16 protein-coding genes are annotated in these 21,759 nt (G+C 33.5%); 3 read left to right on the top strand and 13 right to left on the bottom strand.

The window, feature by feature from the left end:
• Positions 1-172 precede the first annotated feature (172 nt).
• Together I130_RS06355 and I130_RS06350 are read left to right on the top strand one after the other, a co-directional pair.
• Positions 173-2,026, top strand: coding sequence for a CocE/NonD family hydrolase (locus I130_RS06355; RefSeq protein WP_034920596.1), 1,854 nt, complete (start codon positions 173-175; stop codon positions 2,024-2,026).
• 56 nt (positions 2,027-2,082) lie between these two features.
• Complete coding sequence (locus I130_RS06350; protein ID WP_034920595.1) at positions 2,083-3,912, top strand: DUF885 domain-containing protein; 1,830 nt, start codon at positions 2,083-2,085, stop codon at positions 3,910-3,912.
• Between the two features lie 102 nt (positions 3,913-4,014).
• On the opposite strand, the gene I130_RS06345 is transcribed toward I130_RS06350, so the two are convergent.
• The 7 genes from I130_RS06345 to I130_RS06315 all read right to left on the bottom strand — a co-directional run bounded on the left by I130_RS06345 (position 4,015) and on the right by I130_RS06315 (position 14,300).
• Positions 4,015-4,839, bottom strand: coding sequence for an alpha/beta hydrolase (locus I130_RS06345; protein ID WP_034920594.1), 825 nt, complete (start codon positions 4,837-4,839; stop codon positions 4,015-4,017).
• The gene (locus I130_RS06340) at positions 4,832-6,142 is read right to left on the bottom strand and encodes a DUF2254 domain-containing protein (protein ID WP_034920593.1); all 1,311 of its coding nucleotides are present in this window, start codon (positions 6,140-6,142) and stop codon (positions 4,832-4,834) included. The genes I130_RS06345 and I130_RS06340 overlap by 8 nt, the downstream gene beginning before the upstream one ends.
• Positions 6,143-6,343: 201 nt before the next feature.
• Positions 6,344-7,567 carry a hypothetical protein gene (locus I130_RS06335; RefSeq protein ID WP_034920654.1) on the bottom strand — a complete coding sequence of 408 codons (1,224 nt, stop codon included), beginning with the start codon at positions 7,565-7,567 and terminating at the stop codon, positions 6,344-6,346.
• A 141-nt stretch (positions 7,568-7,708) separates the two neighbouring features.
• Entirely contained in the window at positions 7,709-9,712 is a 2,004-nt protein-coding gene (uvrB, locus tag I130_RS06330; protein ID WP_034920592.1) for an excinuclease ABC subunit UvrB, read from the bottom strand.
• Positions 9,713-9,776: 64 nt separating this feature from the next.
• The gene (locus tag I130_RS16200; protein ID WP_051119627.1) at positions 9,777-12,539 is read right to left on the bottom strand and encodes a T9SS type B sorting domain-containing protein; all 2,763 of its coding nucleotides are present in this window, start codon (positions 12,537-12,539) and stop codon (positions 9,777-9,779) included.
• Positions 12,540-12,560: 21 nt separating this feature from the next.
• A complete protein-coding gene (locus I130_RS06320) occupies positions 12,561-13,397 on the bottom strand; it encodes an ABC transporter permease (protein ID WP_034920589.1) in 837 nt (278 codons plus the stop codon).
• On the bottom strand, positions 13,398-14,300 hold the full coding sequence (locus I130_RS06315; protein ID WP_034920588.1) for an ABC transporter ATP-binding protein: 903 nt from the start codon (positions 14,298-14,300) through the stop codon (positions 13,398-13,400).
• A gap of 91 nt (positions 14,301-14,391) precedes the next feature.
• Here I130_RS06315 and I130_RS06310 point away from each other — a divergent pair, with 91 nt between their 5' ends.
• Positions 14,392-15,456, top strand: a complete 1,065-nt coding sequence (locus I130_RS06310) for a hypothetical protein (RefSeq protein WP_034920587.1) — start codon at positions 14,392-14,394, stop codon at positions 15,454-15,456.
• Here I130_RS06310 and I130_RS06305 read toward each other — a convergent pair.
• The 6 genes from I130_RS06305 to I130_RS06280 form a co-directional block, all read right to left on the bottom strand.
• Positions 15,453-16,511, bottom strand: a complete 1,059-nt coding sequence (locus tag I130_RS06305; protein WP_034920586.1) for a nucleoid-associated protein — start codon at positions 16,509-16,511, stop codon at positions 15,453-15,455. The two genes, I130_RS06310 and I130_RS06305, sit on opposite strands and share 4 nt — an antisense overlap.
• A 137-nt stretch (positions 16,512-16,648) precedes the next feature.
• Positions 16,649-17,152 carry an IS1096 element passenger TnpR family protein gene (locus tag I130_RS06300; protein ID WP_034920584.1) on the bottom strand — a complete coding sequence of 168 codons (504 nt, stop codon included), beginning with the start codon at positions 17,150-17,152 and terminating at the stop codon, positions 16,649-16,651.
• A 25-nt stretch (positions 17,153-17,177) separates the two neighbouring features.
• Positions 17,178-18,203, bottom strand: coding sequence for a COX15/CtaA family protein (locus I130_RS06295; RefSeq protein WP_034920583.1), 1,026 nt, complete (start codon positions 18,201-18,203; stop codon positions 17,178-17,180).
• Between the two features lie 55 nt (positions 18,204-18,258).
• Positions 18,259-19,689 (bottom strand): CCA tRNA nucleotidyltransferase, encoded by a 1,431-nt coding sequence (locus I130_RS06290; protein ID WP_034920582.1) that lies wholly within the window; start codon positions 19,687-19,689, stop codon positions 18,259-18,261.
• 3 nt (positions 19,690-19,692) lie between these two features.
• The gene (locus I130_RS06285; protein WP_034920581.1) at positions 19,693-20,265 is read right to left on the bottom strand and encodes an L-threonylcarbamoyladenylate synthase; all 573 of its coding nucleotides are present in this window, start codon (positions 20,263-20,265) and stop codon (positions 19,693-19,695) included.
• Positions 20,255-21,364: a glycosyltransferase family 4 protein gene (locus tag I130_RS06280; RefSeq protein WP_034920580.1), complete on the bottom strand. Its 1,110-nt coding sequence runs from the start codon at positions 21,362-21,364 to the stop codon at positions 20,255-20,257. Before I130_RS06280 ends, I130_RS06285 begins: the two co-directional genes overlap by 11 nt.
• Between the last annotated feature and the right edge of the window lie 395 nt (positions 21,365-21,759).

Here is a 21,759-nt window from a genome sequence, read left to right as displayed (position 1 = left end):
AGAAATTAATTCCCTATATATAACTCATAGGCTTGTCCCGAGACTCTTGTTTCTATATCTTTAGGTTTTAAATTCTGAAACTATGGAATAAGCCATTGTATTATTTGCTTTTTTAGCAAATGCTAATTGGCAAATCGCATATTTCCTATTAACTATAAACTTATATAACCAGATGAAATTAATCCTTTCCCCGTTTATTTTTGTAATAAGTCTTTTTTTATCCATTTCGGTTTATTCTCAAACTGAAGAAGAATATAAAGTAGCCGACAATTATACCAAACAAGAAGTAGAAATCACCATGCGAGATGGTATTAAACTTCATACCACTATTTATTCTCCAAAAGATACTTCAAAAAAGTATCCAATCATTATGCAGCGTACTCCATATAGCTCGCAACCTTATGGACAAGACCAATTTAGATCCAAGATTGGCCCTAATGAATACTTGATGAAAGAAGGAAACATCATTGTTTATCAAGACGTTCGTGGAAGATGGATGAGTGAAGGAGTTTATGATAACATGCGTGCTTACATTCCGAAGAAAAAGGGAAAGCAAGTAGATGAGGCAAGTGATACTTATGAAACTATAGACTGGCTGGTTAAAAATGTAAAAAACAATACAGGGAAAGTTGGAACTTGGGGCATATCTTATCCTGGTTATTATGCATTATATTCTCTTTTAGATGCACACCCGGCTTTAAAAGCTGTTTCCCCACAAGCGGGAATTGGAGATTTTTTCTTTGATGATTTTCATCATAACGGAGCTTATTTATTAAGTTACTGGAGAGCAACAGCCTTATTTGGATATGAAAAGACTAAACCATCTGATACTGCTTGGTACAAATTTCCAGAGTTGAAGTCTAAAGATCAATATCAATTCTTTTTAGATAATGGTCCGCTTAGCAACTTAGATGAATACTATAAAGAAGACAATGTTTTCTGGACTCAGCTGAAAGAGCATTCTAGTTATGATGAATTTTGGAAGTCTAGAGGTTTAATTCAGCATTTAAAAGATATCAAACCGGCAGTAATGATCGTGGGTGGTTTATTTGATGCCGAAGATCTTTATGGTCCTTTTGAATCTTATAAAAATATTGAAGCAAAAAGTGATAATTATAACACCATTGTTTTTGGACCTTGGAGCCATGGTGATTGGGCAAGAGACTCTAAAAGACAAGCGATTGGAAATGTATATTTTGGAGATGATATTTCTAAGAATTATCAGAAGGATATAGAAACCAAATTCTTCAACCATTTCTTAAAAGGATCTGGCACCAAGGATTCTGGCTTACCAGAAGCTTATGTATATGATACTGGAAACATGCAATGGGATAGTTTTGAAGTTTGGCCTCCAAATCAAACCACTACTAAAAAGATGTATTTAGGAGTAGATGAAGCGCTAACAGATACTGCCTCTGAAACAGAAGTGTCTTTTGTGAGCGATCCTAAAAAACCAGTTCCTTATTCTGAGGATATTAAAATGGTTTTCACACCAAGGAAATATATGACAGATGATCAGCGTTTTGCTGCTAGAAGACCAGATGTTATGGTTTATGAAACTCCTGTTCTTAAAGAAGATATGAGTTTAGTTGGAGCTATTCAAGCGCATTTAAATGTATCTACCACAGGAACCGATGCAGACTGGGTTGTAAAAGTGATAGATGTATATCCTGAAGATGCTGAAGATACTGAGGAAACTCAGGCTTATCTCAAAATGAGTAACTATCATATGATGGTGCGTAGTGAAGTGATGAGAGGAAGATTCAGAAATAGTTTTGAAAACCCAGAACCTTTTGAAGCTGGAAAGAAAACAGAAGTTTCATTTGAATTACAGGATGTAAATCACACCTTTAAAAAGGGACATAAACTGCAAATTCAGGTTCAAAGCACATGGTTTCCTTTAATAGATCTTAATCCTCAAACTTTTGTACCTAATATTTTCAAAGCAAAAGTGGAAGATTTTAAAAAGCAAACCCATACCATTTTTGGAGATTCTTATATTGAATTCTCTGTCTTGAAAGAGTAAATTTCGAGGCTTTTTGAAATATTGAATAAATTACAAATCAAATTAACTTCGATTTAATGAAATTTAAAATTAAAAGTTTATTTTTTCTTTTCTCCATTTTAGCCATGGTTTCGTGTAAAGACGATGTTTCAGATAAAGATTTATCAGACTCCGAAATTGAAAAAAGTTCAGCAGAATTAAATGCATATTTCGATGCTGAATTTGAAAAGGATGTAGCAGATTCTCCGATGATGCAAACCATGTTAGGTAGAAAAACCGATTATGGTAAGTGGGATGATTTTTCTACTCAGAAATATACCGATGATCTGGAGAAAGCTAAAAAGCGTTTAGATTATCTTGATAAGAAAGTAGATCAGGTAAGTTTAGACAAAAGCACTCAATTAAGCTATAGACTTGCTAAGCAAGCTTTAAAAGAAGAAATAGCAGATTACGATTACAGATTCTATAGTTATCCTATTAATCAAATGCATGGCTATCATGCTGAAATTCCAGCTTTCTTAATCAACATGCACCGCATAGATTCTGTGGCAGATGCTGAAGCGTATATAGAAAGATTGAATGGGATTCCAAAGGTGATGGAACAAATTGTTGAAGGCTTAAAAGTAAGAGAACAAAACGGGATTGTGCCTCCAAAATTCGTGTTTGAAAAAGTGATCGAGGATTCCCGAAATGTTATCAAGGGAAAACCTTTTACAAATTCTAAGGAAGTAAGTGCTTTACTAGAGGATTTTAAAAGCAAATTGAAAAACTTGAAATTACCTGAAAAGGAACAATTGGTTCTTATTAACAAAGCAGAAAATGCTTTAAATACATCTGTAAGACAAGGCTACGAAAATTTAATTGCAAAATTAGAAGATCAACAACAACGTGCTACTACAGATCATGGAGCTTGGAAGTTTCCAAAAGGTGAAGATTATTATAACAATCGTCTTAAAAGGATTACTACCACAAGTTTAACAGCTAATGAGATTCATGAAATTGGTCTAAGTGAAGTTGGCAGGATCCATGGAGAGATGGAGGAGATCATGAAGACTACTGGATTTAAAGGTTCCCTGCAGGATTTCTTTGAATTTATGCGAACAGATGAACAGTTCTATTATCCAAATACTCCTGAAGGTAAAAAACGTTATTTATCTGAAGCTACGAGCTTAATAAATACTATGAAGGGCAAATTAAATGAGCTTTTTATAACAAAGCCTAAAGCTGATATTGTAGTGAAAGCTGTAGAAGCATTTAGGGAGAAAAGTGCTGGAAAAGCATTTTATCAGTCGCCAGCTATTGATGGTTCCAGACCAGGAACTTATTATGCAAACCTGTATGACATGGCGGCAATGCCAACCTATCAAATGGAAGCATTGGCTTTTCATGAAGGAATTCCAGGACATCATATGCAAATAGCAATAGCTCAAGAATTGGATAGTGTACCAATGTTTAGAAAATTTTCATCTTATACTGCATATACCGAAGGATGGGGATTGTATAGTGAATTAATACCTAAAGAAATGGGGTTCTATAAGGACCCGTATTCAGATTTCGGAAGATTGGCTATGGAATTATGGAGATCATGTAGATTGGTTGTAGATACTGGCATTCATGCAAAAAAGTGGACTAGAGAAGAAGGTATTGCTTATTATAAAGAGAATACTCCAAATGCAGAAAGTGACTGTGTGAAAATGGTTGAAAGACATATTGTAATGCCTGGACAGGCTACGGCTTATAAAATCGGGATGAATAAGATCGTTGAATTAAGAGAAGAAGCTAAAGTTCAATTAGGTGAAGATTTCGACATCAGGGAATTTCACGATGTTGTGCTTACTAATGGCGCAGTACCACTGAATGTTTTAGAAGAAATGGTGCAAGAATGGGTAAAATCTAAGAAGGCATAATTTGTCCTTATATTAAAAAGGATTAGCCACAAATTCAGGAATAAAAACTATTTAATTCCTGAATTTGTGGCTTTTTTGATTAAAGGTATTAGAGATTTAAAATTACTTATCCAATTCTAATAGCCAAATTGCAGCATCAGCAAACGACTTTGACCAGAGTTTTTCATTATGTTCTCCATCCGGAATAGAATCGATATTTATTTGTGTATTAGAAGCTAGCTTTGTAGAAAGCAATTCTTTCATTTTATACATTAGCGGCAGCATCTTTTCGCTTTCTTTTTCTCCGGCTCTAAAGTAGAATTGATTTTTAGATAGGCTTTTTAGTTCTAAACTTTCTGTAAAATCAAATATATCTTCAGAATACCAAAAACTAGGGGAGAAGACTATTGCTTTCCCAAATACATCTGGATGTTTTAGCGTAGCGTAATAAGAGAAAAGCCCACCTAAAGAACTGCCTCCAATAAAAGTATTTTCAGCAGATGATGAAGTATGATAAAGTGAATCTACATGGGGTTTTAAAGTGTTCATTATAAAATCCAGGTAAGAATCAGCTTTTCCACCTTTATATTCAGAATGAGGATAAGGTGTTAATTCGTCTATCCGTTTTTCATTACCATGTTCTATTCCTATCACAATTAAATCAAGATTAAGACTATCCAAAGATTCATCTACGCGCCATTCTCCTACAAACGAAGTGGATTTATCAAATAAATTCTGAGCATCTTGAAGATATAAAACCGGAAATTTTTTATTATTAGAAGAGTAGCTTTCTGGCAAATACACCCATATCTTTTTTATAGTATCTAGTTGTTTAGCCTGTATAGAAAATGTGCTTATATTTTTTGAAGCCGTTGATTGAGCCATAGTTGGAAGTACAGTTAGGATTACAATTAAAAAACTGAAACTTAAGTAAAATACTTTATTCATCTTCAGCAGCCTCATTTAATTTGAATGTGAAAGAATCAGCTAAACTTGTAAGTCTTTCAATATCTACAGGATTTTTTATGGCTCCCTTGGCGTCAGATAACAGAAGTGAGGCTTCTTCCTTTATGTAATCATAGTAATCCTTATTATAGGTTTTTTGATGAAGTAAATAGTGCAACATCACTAATAGCTTTTGATTCAGGGTAACATCATGTTTACAATAGGTTCTAACGGCCACCATAACTTGATAAAGGAGATCCTTAAAATCTATTGTTTTAACTTTTAAATAAGGAATTTCATCTCTTCTAATTATATTGAGATCTTTTTTTTGCATTCTTAGGGCGAATAATTCTGTAAGATAATCTATTGCATTTATCGCGGTTCCAGGATCATTGATTCCTGGAGACATTGCTTTTAAAATAATTTCGCTTAACTGTTTGAAACCTAGAACATAATTGTCTTCCACCAATTCTTCTCTAGCATAACTTATATTGTTTAAAATTTGATCTACTTGATCTTTTTCAAGCTTAATTTTAGATCTAAACATGGGAATCCCATTCAATATAAAGTTGCCCTTAAAAGGCAGAAAATGAAGTTGAGTGTTATTTTCTATACTGAAATCAATCATATTTGTGTATGAGATATTCTGTAAGTAACCACTTTTTTCTGATTGGTATTCATACCAGTCATCACTATCGGGGAAAGTTGCCAAATGTGGGCCTTCTTTTTCAATCACTTCGTCCAACCTATTTTTTGATTTTGTATAAATCATCTTTAAGATATTGCTTATTTGGATGGACTGTGAGATATTATGAATAAAAAAGATGAAGGCATAGATACAAATTACGGTCCCGACAACCCCTACTAGAACAGAAAACCCTGGAATCTGATATTTATCTCCGGTTGGTTGGATCGAAAATAGAATAAAGATGTTATATAGGATTGTAGACAAGTAGATCCCTAAAATTATCTGGTGTTTTTTATCTGATATTAATCCGGGCAATAATCTTGGGGAGTAGTTACTGGAGGCCTGACTTAGTAAGAGCATCACCATAGAAAAGCTAAAAACTATAACCGATATAAGCCCTGAAATAAAGGCAGAAAGTAAAGTCATAGCGGTAGTACCATTATCTACAACAAGTATAGGAGCTTTATCTAATAGGTATTTTGAAATTCCTAAACTTTCTAAATACATTAATAGAAAAGCAAAGAATATCCCAAACAAGGCTAAAACGGTAGGGTAGAAGGCGATTTTACTTTCAATGATATTAAAAAAAGAGAGAGTTCTAAATAATAATTTTTTCATAAAAAGGTTTCAGAATTTAAAAATAACATTTTAAGAATTAGCCTTTCACATACTTCACAATAATTTAGACTTTATACATATTATAAATAGTAACCAACTCTGATAAATTTAGGATTTTAATTGTTTTGAAATAGGTTGATAATCTTTTCAAAAATGAGAAGGAGAGATAGAACTTAAAGAATAGGATTATTTTTAATTTGTCTATAGGGCTTTTCTGATATTCATAACCAACCACCTATTCCCCGCACTTTGAATTGTCAACATTTGAGCTCCAGAAATTGAAGGAAGAGACGTTTCCGTTATAGGGTCATAAATATCTTCTGTTCCAGAAAAAATAAAAGGTTTTGTCTTAGTGCCTTTCCATGCAGTAAGAGTGATTATTCTACCTTTGTTTATATTAGCAGAAGGAATAACTAGTCCTGAAATCCCATCATTGATCCTCAAATGATAAGTGTCTTCTTGAATAACAAAATCTCCTGTGGCTCCGCCAGTAGTAGAGTAGATTCCTGTATGAGGATAAGTCCAGTTTGCATTTCCCTGGGAATCAATTATTAATGTTTGTCCGGCGCTCCCTCTAGTTTCAGGTAAGATATATTCGTCCTGTGGAGTTCGTCCAATACCCACTTTTCCCACAAAGTAACCCGCATAAACTTTTGCATTACTACTTCCCTGTGCGGCACTATAAATGCCATAAATGGTTCCGAGACTTGTTTCATTACCTATGATGGAATAAATACCAAAATTGCTGCTTTTCGCGCCTAAAGTTATTCCAACTCTGTTGTAAATTCCATAAATATCATTAGTTCCGGAATTTTGATAGGTTTCATTGAAAAAACCATAATGGATTCCTATCCCAATACCACCTACATTATTTTTAATCCCGTACTTATTGCCATTGGTTGCACTACGATTGTCACTAATTATTCCATAGGTTGTAAGATTATCCACTGTTGGATTATTGTTATCTACTTCCAATCCTTTCTTAATTGCTGCATCTGTAGCAGAATTTAAGGCTATTTGTAATTTTGAGCTGATATCCTGAGTTCCAATTCCAATATTCCCGTTTCTAAATAGTGCATCTGTAATATTATTTGGACTTGCGGTCGTGCTAGGTTTATAAAAATTTTCAGAAGGATTTCCAGTTAAGGCCTCCCATTTTAGCACATCATTATTCCAATAGTAAAATCCACTTTTTTGAGGGAGTACCTTGGAATTTAAAAAGACCAGCATACCATGCTGGTCTTTATTGGGAGGATCTGCTGGGAATTTTTGGATTCTTGGAATCAGTATCCCATCAATTCCTAATGGAGAATCAGGGGAAACCGAAACAATATCTAATTGTGCTTTTGGGGAAGAAGTATTAATACCAACTTGGCAAAAAGCAAAAACGGGTAAAAAGAATATAGAAAAGAAGTAAATTTTCATTTGTAACACAATTAAGCCACCACAAGACATAGGGTTAATGTGAAGAATGAAATTTAAAGGTATTAAAATAAGTGATTGATATTGAGTATTTTATGACATTATTTAATTCAATTAGTTTATTTATTAACGCAAAACATAATTTTAACTCAATTCCTTGGTTTTATCCTGTAACATTTTAATTTCATCTCGAAGTCTTGCAGCACTCATAAAATCCAGATCTTTCGCTGCCGCTTCCATTTCCTTTCGTTTCGCACGAATTCGTTTTTCTAGTTGAGACTTGCTAAAATATTCTGTTTCTTTTTCCGCTGCCTTTAGGGTTGGAGCAGTTTCTATAACGTATGGATCTAACTTGTTTTTAACCAGAGAACTTCCTATGCTTTTCACCAAAGCAGTTGGTGTTATATTATGTTTGGTGTTATAAGCAATTTGCTTTTCCCGTCTGTAATTGGTCTGATCTATTGTTGTTTGCATACTGTTGGTTATTTTATCTGCATACATAATAGCTCTACCTTCTAAATGCCTCGCAGCACGCCCAATAGTTTGTGTCAAAGATCTATTGCTTCTTAAAAATCCTTCTTTATCAGCATCCAAAATTGCTACAAGAGATACTTCTGGGAGATCTAACCCTTCTCTTAATAAATTAACTCCAATAAGTACATCAAAAATACCTTTTCTAAGATCCTGCATAATTTCGACACGCTCAAGCGTATCAACGTCAGAATGAATATATCTACATCTCACATTAATGCGGGTGAGATATTTTGTTAGCTCTTCCGCCATTCTCTTAGTAAGAGTGGTCACTAACACTCGTTGATCCTTTTCTGTTCTTATGTGAATTTCTTCAATTAGATCATCAATCTGATTTAAACTTGGGCGAACTTCAATAATTGGATCCAACAGTCCTGTTGGTCTAATAACTTGTTCTATATAAACTCCCTCGGTTTTCTGTAATTCATAATCTGCAGGGGTTGCACTTACATAGATAACCTGATTTTGCAAGGCCTCGTATTCTTCAAACTTAAGAGGTCGGTTATCCATTGCGGCTGGTAATCTAAATCCATAATCTACCAAATTCTCTTTTCTAGATCTATCACCACCATACATAGCATGCACTTGTGGTATGGTCACGTGACTTTCATCTACAACCATTAAATAGTCATCTGGGAAATAATCTAATAGACAGAAAGGTCTGGTTCCCGGAAGTCTTCCATCCAGATATCGAGAATAATTCTCGATCCCCGAACAATAACCTAACTCCCTAATCATTTCAAGATCAAAGTTGGTTCGTTCATCCAAGCGCTTTGCCTCTAAATGTTTTCCTATGTCTTGGAAATAATCTACCTGCTTCACTAAATCATCCTGGATCTCTCTTATGGCACCTTGTAATACATCTGGAGAGGTAACAAACATGTTGGCAGGATAGATATTTAGCTTTTCATATTTCTCCAAAACCTCATTGGTTTGAGGATCAAATTCTTCAATCTCTTCTATATCATCTCCAAAAAAGTGAATTCTAAAGGCATTATCGGCATAGCTTGGAAATACATCTACAGTATCTCCTTTTATTCTGAAATTACCCCGATTAAAATCTGATTCAGTTCTGGAATATAAACTCTGCACAAGCCTGTGTAATAACTTGGTTCTTGAAATATGCATATCTTTTTCAATCGATACCACATTTTTTTTGAATTCAACAGGATTTCCAATACCATAAAGACAGGAAACAGATGCGACTACTAAAATATCACGTCTACCGCTCAATAGGGAGGAAGTAGTGCTTAGTCGAAGCTTTTCAAGTTCTTCATTAATGGAAAGATCTTTTTCTATATAGGTTCCAGAAGATGGAATAAATGCTTCAGGTTGGTAATAATCATAATAACTCACAAAATACTCTACAGCATTATCAGGAAAGAATTGTTTAAATTCTGAATAAAGCTGAGCAGCTAAAGTTTTATTATGCGCCAAAATAAGAGTAGGTCGCTGAATTTTTTCTATAACATTCGCTACTGTAAAGGTTTTTCCAGAACCTGTAACTCCTAAAAGGGTTTGGTATTGCTCGTTCTTATCTATACCCGCAACCAACTTTTCAATCGCTTGAGGTTGGTCTCCAGTAGGTTTGTAATCTGATTTTATTTCGAATTTCATGAATCTTTTCTTAGCCTCACGAAAATAAGCAAATATCTTGCCTATTTAAACAAGTGTCATGTGCTTATCTAATAAGACTAAAATGACTCCCGAATTCTTTTCCGTTCGCTAAAAAGATCTTAAACCAATAATCATCACTTGGCATATTATTCCCATTAAATGTCCCATCCCAACCATGACCATTCGGGTTTAATTGTTTCAATAATTTCCCATAACGATCGTAAATATAAATCCCGCTAATCCTTACATCTGGGTCATTAGAATTTAATGGCTTCCAGTAGTCATGTGTTCCATCATTATTTGGAGTAAAAAAGGATGGAAAGCCAAAAAGAGTAATTTCAGTTTGACCTATAGCACAATCATTTTCTCCTTTTATATAAACAGTATATGTGCCGCCGGGAACATTTTTAAAAACTGGAGAATTTTGATAATTACCTTCCATATTATCTAAAGAGAAATAAACTTGGGTATCAATAGCATCAGTAATAACTGTGACATCACTGGAAATCCCATTGTTTTCTACTTGTACATCAATTATTTGAGGGCTCTGTTCTTCATTTATATTAAAAGATATTTTTCTTCCGCAGCCAAGCAAAGGATCTTCTATTCTTAAATCATAAATACCTCCCTCAATGATATAAATTGTAGGGGTGTTTTCACCAGTACTCCAGGTAAAATTATAATCTTCAGGATTATTTAGATTTATAGCATTACCAATTTCTAAAGGAAATTGTGATGTACATGCATTTATGTCGTTTATTAAGGCTAATCGAGGAAATGGTGTTAACTCTAATTCTATTTTGCCAAAACCGTAACAAACTGCATCATTGTTTGCTCTTATAAATATTGTTCTAGGTGCAGATATATAATTTTCTTGCAAAGGTTTTTCTCCTAAAGCTGCATCAGCTTCTTCTTCATGGAAAGTAAGATCAATATTATTTGGCAAATTTAACTCCTGAATAAGATTTCTCTCGATTGCAGAAAAATTAAACTCTGCCGTACCATCACCAAGGTCACAGCCACTTGCCGGACTAGAAGTTAGATCTACGCTAGTGGTTGTATTTAATTTAATGGTAGTAATATCAAAGCATTCCGATCCAAAACCTAAAACCTTAGCAAATAAAGTTTCCGATGGGGAAGTGTTTCTGTAAATATTATTTAAGGCATTTTCATTTAAAGTATCCATTTCTGCATCCTGCCGAGAAGTGTAAAAAAATATTTGTAGAGTTTGATCATTATTCGTTAAATCATCTTTAGCTAATTGAAGATTGAATTCTGTTAGCCCATCATTTGGGTTATTATCTTGTGTATCACATTGACTAAGAACAACATTGTTTGCAACTTGAGGTATTTTTACGATTGTAATTTCTTTACAAACAGGATCTAAAGGAATACCATTTAGGGTTTTGGTTAAACTTACTGTATAGATACCTGAATTAGAGTATACATGGGTAGGGTTTTCTAGTAATGAGCTGGTGTTATCACCAAAATCCCAGTTCACCGTATCATAATCTTTATTACCACTAATAGTAAACAAGGTTGCATCTCCAAAGCAGAGATCATCAACATCAAAATCACTATTAAATAGAGATTGCACAAATGGAGGTAGCCCTAGTTTTACATCTTTGGGTGAAATATCAAAACTATTATGTGCATAATTAATTGCTGTCCCTAGAAGTTCGGGATTATTGATTACTGAAAGTTTGGAGTGATGTACAGCACCAGAAACCATAGGATATCCAGCTCTATATATTTTACCATCTATAGAAAGCTGTAAAGCACCTGCAACATTATTAGACGAATTAATTAGTATTTGGGATTCCGCTACGTTAGAACTATTTAAATCAAATTGATAGAGTTCTCCACTTTGTAATTGATCTTCATCATTAAAAGTATTTGCTGTGGCATATAATTTTGTAGATTCTGAAGAAAACTCGACTCCATAAGGATAAGTTTTAAATAAAATTAATTGCTCATTACTAACTTTTCCAGATAAATCATCAAAATCATATAAAAAGACTTTTCCATTGTTTTTAGCACCACCAGTTCTTGGACTACCCAAGGATGTATTGGCATAAGCAGCTGCCATTTTTTTACCGTTAGGTGAGATTTTTAAATAACCAGCAGCGGTTACATTTATATCTTGATCGTTAATAAGTGGTGGGAAATTATTGGATAAAGTTGAAATTATTGGAGAAGAATTTACTCCAGAAGCACTCACATTGAATGAGTAAAATTTATTTGTAAATTGTGTTACTACCCAATACGATACGCAATCTCCACTTATTACTGCAGAAATTTTCTCTGAACTCTTAAATTCTTTTTCTAATGAATTTCCGGGGTTATAGGTTACAAGATGGACATTCTTTTGCCCCGTGATAATTGCTCCATTACCGTTATTTAAAAACATATCTACTTCCGAATAATTCACGCCTTCTATAGGGTCTGCGGTGACTCTAAAATAATCTGGCTTATCTACAGTGAATATGTAATATCGTCCAGGTTTTGAAGGTCTTGGGACAACTATCGCAGACTGAGTACTAGAAACATTTCCCTTTAGGCCAGTACCATTTTGCATTATATTGTGATTCCTGTCGTAAACGGTAAGTCCATCAGTATAAAATAATAAGTTCCCGTTTCTATCTGAAATTGTAGTTGCACCCTCAATTGTTTGAATTTGCCCATCTTGTAAAGCGACGGGAGAGCCAGATTTAAAAGATATTCCAGCATGGTCTCCAAAATACCAGTTTGCAGCTTCCTTTTGGGCGAATACTTGCTGGCAAAATAGTATTAGTAAAAATGTTACTATCGCAATTGGTTGCCTCATATATACTGTTTTGATCAAGATTTACAAATCTCTCTTCTTAAGTAGGGCAAGTGATAAATATACGAAGATAACTGTCCAAGCAATCACAATTAATAATTGGTACCAATGCACTGCATAATCCTTATTTATCTCTTCTCCAATTTGTGTAGCTGCTGTTGAAATAAAATTTAATCGGGAAAACGGCTCTATAACAATGTTACTCATGGCTGTAAGCGGAAAGAACTGCATAATATTTTCAGGAAGGTCACTATCTCTAAACAATCTAAAATTTAAAACCCCGTAAAGAATTCCTTCAAAAATCCACCAAATAAATAGAAAGCCTAAGGCAAATGCTGAGCGCTTAATTAGGATTCCAATGAACATACAGAAGGTGAAAAACCCAAGAAGCTTAATAAAATAACCTACGAGATATTCCATATCTGAAAAGACGATGGAAAGTTCTGTAAAATCTGAAAATGAATAGCCAAGTATTAGTGAGACTACAAATAGAAAGATAGTTGATAACAATGCAAATAATAGAACGGTTATGAATTTTGACAAGACAAATTCTTTCTTGCTCAAGCCATCAATAAGGTTCTGTTTAAGTGTCCTATGGCTATATTCATTAGACATCATAGAAACTATAACAATTGCAAGAAAGAGCTTTAAAATAGCTGCTATATAACTATTGAAATGCCATATAAAGGGGAAATTAAAAATCCCTTGATCTGCCAGTCTAAAATGTACAGGTCCCAAATCAAATTCAATAGAAGCGATCAAAGCGATAAAAGTAATTAAGATAAAATAGGTGCTTATAAGGATCTTAGCAGATCTGCTATATCTCAATTTATGTAATTCTATATTTAATAGTCGTAACATTTACTTAGCATTTTCGTTGGTTAATTGTAAAAATTGTTCTTCAAGACTTTCTTTTCTTTTCACCAAATAAGAAATTACCATTCCTCTTTGATGAAGAAATGAGTTTAAATCATCAGCTCCCAAAGGTTCTTCCAAAATGGCAGTTATTAAATCTTCATTTAATGTAATCTTTCCAATTGAAGGATGCTGCTCCAATAATTGCTGAAGTTTAACAAGATCATTTGCTTTAAGCTCGAAAAACCCATGACTAGCATTCATCTCATCAACTCTACCGCTATAAAGTTTGATTCCTTTTCTAATGATGACCACGTGAGAACAAACTTTTTCAACTTCATCCAGTAAATGAGATGCTAAGAGAATCGTAGTTCCCATAGATGCTATCTTTCTAATGATCTCCCTAATTTGATGAATCCCTTGCGGATCCAATCCGTTGGTAGGTTCATCTAGAATTAAAATCTCAGGATCGTTTAAGAGGGCAGAGGCGATGGCCAAGCGTTGTTTCATCCCCAAAGAAAAAGTTTTGAACTTACTATCCTTTCGGTCTAGCAACCCAACTATTTCTAGTTTTTCGTCTATTTTATTTTTCTGAACTCCTTTGATCTTGCACACTAAAGCAAGATTTTGAGAAGCGGTCATATATGGATAAAAATTAGGGTGTTCTATAATTGCACCTACTTTTTTTAATGCCTCATGGGTAGAATCGGTTCCGTCGAACCAATGAAAATCACCACTAGTCTTATTCACCACATTTAAAACCATTCCCAAAGTTGTAGATTTCCCACTCCCATTTGGGCCTAAAATTCCGTAAACATTTCCTTTTTTAATTGTAAAGGAAAGATTGTTAACAGCAGTTAAACTTCCATATTTTTTGGTAAGCTGATTTATTGTAAGAATTGTTTCCAAATTAATCTGAATTTTTTAATAGGACGTCGAAGTTAACGTTTTGTTACTGCAGAAGTGAAACAGATACTGTATTTTTGAAAAAACCCTAAGAATGGAAGAAAACTTAATGTCCAGGAAAAAACCTTCCTTTCCTGTAAATGAACGTTTACATAAATATTTGGAAAAATATAACAGGGCTACAAAGATCCATGTTTTTTATGATGATCTTCTTAGATTTTCTGGATCCATTGTTGTTTATGATCAAAATGATGAAGACACACTTTGGGTGCGTTGCTATTATTCTGACAGCGAGCGTATAGAAATTGATGAATCTTTAAAACAAATATATACCATTTTGCATTCCGATGGGAGTGACGATTCTTTGCCATTTTTAAATATAGATGCTATAGATTATTGCACTTTTGGAAACTCTAAACCCTTCAGAATACGGGTGAGAAATACTCTAAATGATAGTTTTACTTATTTCTATGTAAAGATAGCCGATGCCTCCAGAATTTATGGTTTAGAATTCGAACACATCCTTTCACCTAATAGGATCAATTTTTTGGTTTATAAGGAAACCTTGATTGAAGAGCATATTGCTGGGATTCCAGGAGATGTTTTTATTCAGGATGAATTGCCACATTGTGATGATCGTGCAAAAACCCAAATCGCTAAACAATTCGTGAAATTTAATGAACGATGCACCATCCGTTTGTTAGGAGATATGCGATCTTACAATTATGTGGTGATTCCAACACACGATTTTGACCATGTAGAATATACAATACGCGCTATAGATTTCGATCAGCAGTGTTATGAAGGTAATTTAAAAGTTTACCGTCCGCAGTTCTTCAAGGAGAATTTAAAAATGGTAGAATTGGTTACCCAAAAATTAGAGCATAGTTCTATAGAACAGTATAGAAAAGAAGAACGTTCGTTGCTAGCTAAGCGTATGATCAATGCTCAATCCCGTTTTAAGGAATTGGTGAGATGTATGATCAACGATCATGTTTCTACTCCTGCAAATGTTAAGATGCTAAGAAAAGACCTTTACTTATTCACAAATGACATGAAGTTTAAGAGAGCTAAAACCATGGGGCAAATCTTAAGAACGGCATTAGAATTTGTAAAAAGAAATTACGAAAATGTAAATCTAAAGAAGAGAAGAGTTTAACTCTTTTCTTCTTTATTAAAATATACCAAGTAATAATACATTTGCTTTTCTTCATCCCAACCTTTTTCAACGAATTTCTGCGCCGATTCTGGATTGATGAAATCCAATTTAATTTGAATATTGGTATCTAAATTAATAGTATTCTTAATAGACTTTCTTGCTGAAGTTACCGCTGCATTTGCAATAGAGAACTCAGTAAGATCTTCGATCTTATATTTTGGTGCCTTCTCTTGTTTGTAATTCTTAAATTCCGGGATAAGATCTGGATTATCTATAACAGAGCTTAAGAAGTTGTTCTCTTCAAAGGAGTCGTTTTTTGCAAAATAATCTACACTTCGGTTCATAAACATTACTTCCTCTTTTTTATCCTCAGCAGGAAGCACTACATCTTTAGCGAAATTCTGGCAAAACTTAAGGTATTTCTTGGTGTAGAAATTTTCATCTGCCAGCACATCTACTCCTAAGAAGTTTTCTAACCAATATTTAGTATCATATCTATTAGAATCTACAGAAAGGATCTTGTAGCCTTCAGCTCTATTTTTATTGAAGATCAAGGCTCCTTTATCCATTTTCTGAAGATTGATACCCTGCTGAATTACCATTTCTAATAAAGAACCTTTTTCCTGAAACTGAAGGAAATCATGCTTTAATTCAGATTTAAAAATCCCTATTGCCGATACCTTTTCATTATCCAACAGCATGTTTTCAAAATAAACAACATACACTTCTCCACTTTTAATATGGGGATGAGAAGATTGTTCAAATAAAAAAGTGGTTATTTTTTTAGAAACTTCATGTACCGACTCTGGAGCATCAAAAATTTGATTTGCATAATTATATAATTCATTAAATTCTAGATCAGTTTCATGAGTAAACTGGTAGTAATTCTCTTCTTTTTCTCTGAAAGATTTCAGGAAATATTCCTTGATCAAAGGAGCAATTTCATCATTAAGCTCAAAAGGAGCACCAGAAAGGAAAATATTTTCGTTTCTACTTTTATTCCCAACTCTATGAATAGATAGGGATTCAATTTGGGCATTATACAGATTGATCATTTTACAATTGAGATATTAGATTTGAGAAAATAGTATTGAGTATAGAGAAAAAAATTAATCAATTAAAGTAAACTTGAAACCTGAACCGAAAACAGTATTCAGTTTTCAAACTGTCACCTTGAACTTAGTTCAAAGGCTTAATTCCAAATATCGTCATAAGACAAATCATCAAAATTATCCAGATCTAAATCTGAGTCATCATCAAATTCATTCTTATCGGCTACAAATTCCTTATCTGGAGCATCCGTAGGTATTTGTCCATGAACATACATTAAGTTAGGATAATCACGTCCATCTTCAATTTCAGCAATATCTGCTAATTCAATAAGAAAAGTCCACATACTTAGAAAATCGTAAACGTAGATAAGCTTTCTATGGTTCTTAGAAACTACACTATCTAAAGTAGTTTCATTCATTAACCTAACAGAACCTAGGTCTTCACCAAGATCAAACTGAGAAATTTCTTCACCCTGATTCCATTCATCGTCACTTATATAAAAAGCTGCCATTTCATTTCCATCAAAACCAAAAGCATTCACGATAGAGTTATGAAAATCTTCCAAAGTGTCCTCTTCTAAAATTTCAATATCTCTAAAAACGTCATCTTGTGCATCCAAAATAACTCTAAATCTATAAACCATTATGATAATTTTTGTGGGGGCAAAGTTACAAACTTTTTATGCGAATAGGCGCACGCAAAGCTTCCAATAAAATATAAAACTGAACCCCAAATAATAAGGTTGCAATTACCAGATGCAAAGGCTGAGATAAAGCTGGAAAGTCGAAATTATACATAGCAATCCCGGTGATAATTTCTAAACCGATAAATGCTAAGATCCAATTCACTTTGTTAAACCCAAGATTTAGTTTTTTATTTTGCCACCAAATGAGCAGATTCAAAATAAGCACTAAAATTGAAAAGGATCTATGTATATAAAATATAATTGAAGGTTTGGATAGCCATTGTTCTGGCATATTGTAACCAACAATTTTTATTTGCTCATCTACAAATTGCCTTACCTGTGTTCCCAAAACAATTTGGATCAAAGTGAAAATAACAGCAAAAAGTGTAAGACTTCTAAAACTTTTTAAGCCAATCTTGGTTATAGATTTCGGTTTAGAAATATGAAGCAGATATAGAATTAAAGCTACAATTACAAGAGCCATTACCATGTGAATAGTGATCTTAATAGGGGAGAGGACAGAATATACGACTGTTGCGCCAAGCCATCCTTGGAAACCCATAAGAAATACAGATAACCACGAGAGTAAGGTAATCTTCTTGTTTTCCTGCCAATATTTTAGAGATAAAAACGCCATGATCAAAACTGCTATCCCTGCCAATGCCCCGAATAGCCGATTTATATATTCTATCCAAGTATGCCAAGGATTAAAAATGGCATAATCGTGTTTAGTGTATTTAACCCAATCTTGAGTATTGTATGTTGAACCTGTTTTAAAATCTTGTTCTGCAGTCATTAAAGATTCGTCTACAATAATAACCTGTCCTTTTTTATACTCTCTATCCGCTTGAAATTGAACTTCAGTTATTTCAGTTGGAGGAATGTAATATCCAAAACATTTTGGCCAGTCTGGGCAACCCATTCCAGATCCTGTCATGCGAACAACGGCTCCAGCAATAATTACCAAATAAACGAGAATTAGCGATATTTTTGCAAATTTTCTATACACCTTGATTAAATTAAGCGCTAAAAGCTACTTGTGAATATTTATAAATTTTAATATTTTATTTTACACTTTCCAAACCGAGTTCTTTTCCTTTCTTCAACATAAAGGACTTTGCAGCCTCATATTCATTTGGAATTTCTCCTTCTAAAATAGCTTCTTTAATAGCTTCTTTAATAATCCCTATCTCGCGAGAAGGTTTCAAATTGAAAAAGGTCATAATCTCTTCTCCAGAAACCGGTGGCTGGAAATTTCGGATATGATCTTTTTCTTCTACTTCCTTAATTTTCTCTCGAACCTTTTTGAAATTGTTATGATATTTTTTATATCGCTTTGGATTTTTCGTGGTGATATCGGCTTCACAAAGTGTCATAAGATCTTCAATATCGTTTCCAGCATCAAAAACCAACCTTCTAACTGCAGAATCGGTGACGTTTTCATCTGAAATAACAATAGGTCTAGAGCTCATTAAAACGAGTTTTTGCACTAGTTTCATCTTATCATTCAAAGGCATTTTCATTTGCTTAAAAAGCTTGTAAACCATCTTGGAGCCCACGAATTCGTGCCCGTGAAAGGTCCACCCAATCTTTTTATGAAATTTTTTTGTTGGCGCTTTACCTATGTCATGTAAAAGTGCTGCCCAACGCAACCAAAGATCATTCGTGTTTTCAGAAATATTATCTACCACCTCCAGCGTATGCCAAAAATTATCTTTATGCTTTTGCCCTTCTATTTCTTCAATTCCTTCTAATGCGGTTAACTGCGGAAAAATTATTGGCAAAAGGCCTGTTTTATGCAATAGAGCAAATCCTATAGAAGGTTTTTCTGAAAGAAGAATTTTATTGATCTCGTCAATAATTCGTTCTTTAGAAATGATCTTGATCCTTTTCTTATTCTTAGAAATTGAAGCCAAAGATTTAGGTTCAATTTTAAAGTGTAGCTGCGTTGCAAAGCGTATTGCCCTTAACATCCTTAAAGGATCATCTGAATAAGTAATATCTGGATCTAAAGGAGTTTGAATTAATTGATGCTTTAGATCATCAATACCGTTAAAAGGATCTACTAGGTCTCCAAAATTTGTCTTGATTAAATTCAGCGCCAAGGCGTTTATTGTGAAATCACGTCTTTTTTGATCATCTTCAAGACTTCCGTCCTCCACAACCGGATTTCTGCTATCTTCTGTATAACTTTCCTTTCTGGCACCAACAAACTCGATCTCCAGATCAAAAGCTCTGAGCATTGCAGTACCGTAAGTTTTGAAAATTTGGATTTTGGGATTGTTGGGTAATAATTTGGATACTTCGGTAGCCAATTCAATTCCACTTCCAATTGCAACGATGTCTATATCTTTTGGTTCTCCACGATCAAGCAGAAAATCTCTTACAAATCCGCCAATCACATAACTCTCTAAATTTAGATTCTCTGCTGCTTGAGAGATGATCTTAAAAATGGGATGTTTTAAAGCTGATTTGTAGTTTGTGTTTTTAGGCATATTTTATTGTCGAATCACTTTAACGCTTCCGTCCTTACCAATTTTGATAATAGAGGATGGTTGGTCTGATGTTTTTGAATGCTGCAAATTTACTATATAGTCTACACCTTTTAAAATTTCCGGGCTTATTTGAGAGAAAGATTTTGGAGTTGGCTCTCCACTAATATTTGCAGAGGTTGATACCAATGCTCTTCTAAATTTATAGATCAATGGTTCGCAAAATTTATCGTCTACTACTCGAATTGCTAAAGTTTCATCTTCAGCAATTAAATTGTTTGCAACCTTTATTGGATCATCGTAGATAATGGTGGTCGGTTTAACCGCATAATCTATAAGATCATAAGCAATATTTGGAATTTTGTTTACATACTGTTCCAACATTTTAACAGAATTAACCAAACAAATCATCGCTTTTTTTTCTTCTCTTTTTTTAAGCTTATAAACTTTTGCAACTGCTTCTGGGTTTGTAGCATCACAGCCTATTCCCCAAACGGTATCTGTTGGATATAAAATTATGCCACCCTTTTTTAAAACTTCAAGCGTGTTTTCTATTTCCTGTTTTATATTATTTTCCATTGAGAACTAATTTATATTCTTGTAATGTTTTTAATGCCATCATTTCTGTTGTATACTTTTCGTGCACATTTTTAAATGAAATAGCTGTAAATCTCTTCATCAACTCTGGGTTGGTTAAAAGTTCTATAATTTGATCTGCAAGTACTTCGTGATTTCCGGAGTCTGTTAAATAGCCATTTGCGCCATGAGCTATAACTTCTGAAATACCTCCAACATTGGTACTTATTACTGGGACTTTATTTAAAAACGATTCATAAATAAATTGAGGGATTCCTTCGCTTTTTGAAGTAACCAGAGAAATATCAAATTGAGGAATTAAAAATGATGCATTTGGAATCACATTCGTCAAGGTGATATACTTTGAAAGTTTTAATTTTTCTATTTTATCAATAAGCTCAGGAGTTTCGGTGGTGAACTTTCCAATCTGAATAAAATGAATGTTCGTAATCCCTCTTTTGTATACTATGTTATAAGCAACCTTAATAAAAGTATCCAGATCTTTCGGCCAGTTATGATTTGCAATATTACCGATGATCTTTGTAGAAGCAGCGATATTGAATTGATCTTTTATACACATAGGTTTATCAGCGTTATGTGAATTAACCTTAGTACCATGATATATTGAAACTAACCTTTTAGGATCTGTGATATTGGTTTCTGTAATGGCCTTAGTAGCTTCAGAAACACAAAGAATTTTTTTTATCTTTTTATAATTGTATTTATAAAGAGTTTGTTTTCTAGATCTAATTGGAAACGTGGTCTTTTTACTGAAGATAAAGGATGGCAAATTATATAGATGATCTGCCATAATACATAAGGTTAAGGCTGTACTATCATGGATATGTAGGAGATCTATTTGTTGCCTTTTACAAATTTCAATTAATTTAAAACAGAATCTTAGATCCATTTTAAAGTTAATTGTAACAGTTTCATAAGTAATACTGGAGTTTTGAAGCTTTTTATGAAAGAGTCCGTTTTTTACGCATAAAACCGAATTTTGTGTAGAAGGAGATATTTGCTGAAGTTCATTGCAAAGATTCTCTATATGGTTCTCCCCACCACCCCAACTTTTCACTGCAGAAACGTGTAAGATATTCATTAATGAAAGCTTATAAATTGCAAGGTGAATTTCGTTTAAATTAGATATTTAGAAATCTGATTAACCATATCAATTGTGGCGCTTCAAATTTACATATTATTATTTCATTATTGAATTAGTAAATGGATCACTTCATTTTAAAAACTTCATTTCTGTTAAAGAATGTTTTAACAATTCTCAAAAGGATTGATTATACTTATTTTATCTTTGTGCCAAACTAAAAAAACATATCGAGGCATTTCATGTTTTTATACTCAGGTTTTAAGAGGAAAGAAACTGCTATTAGTTTATTTATCAAGATAAACTATATACACAAGAAATGAAATAATTCTGGTTTGTAACAGTGAAATATTTAAATATAAAGTACCTATTAAATTAAATCTTGAGAGCATTAT

The organism is Gillisia sp. CAL575 (genome assembly GCF_000403785.1).
Taxonomy (GTDB): Bacteria; Bacteroidota; Bacteroidia; order Flavobacteriales; family Flavobacteriaceae; genus Gillisia.
This window is presented reverse-complemented; position numbering and strand designations above follow the sequence as displayed.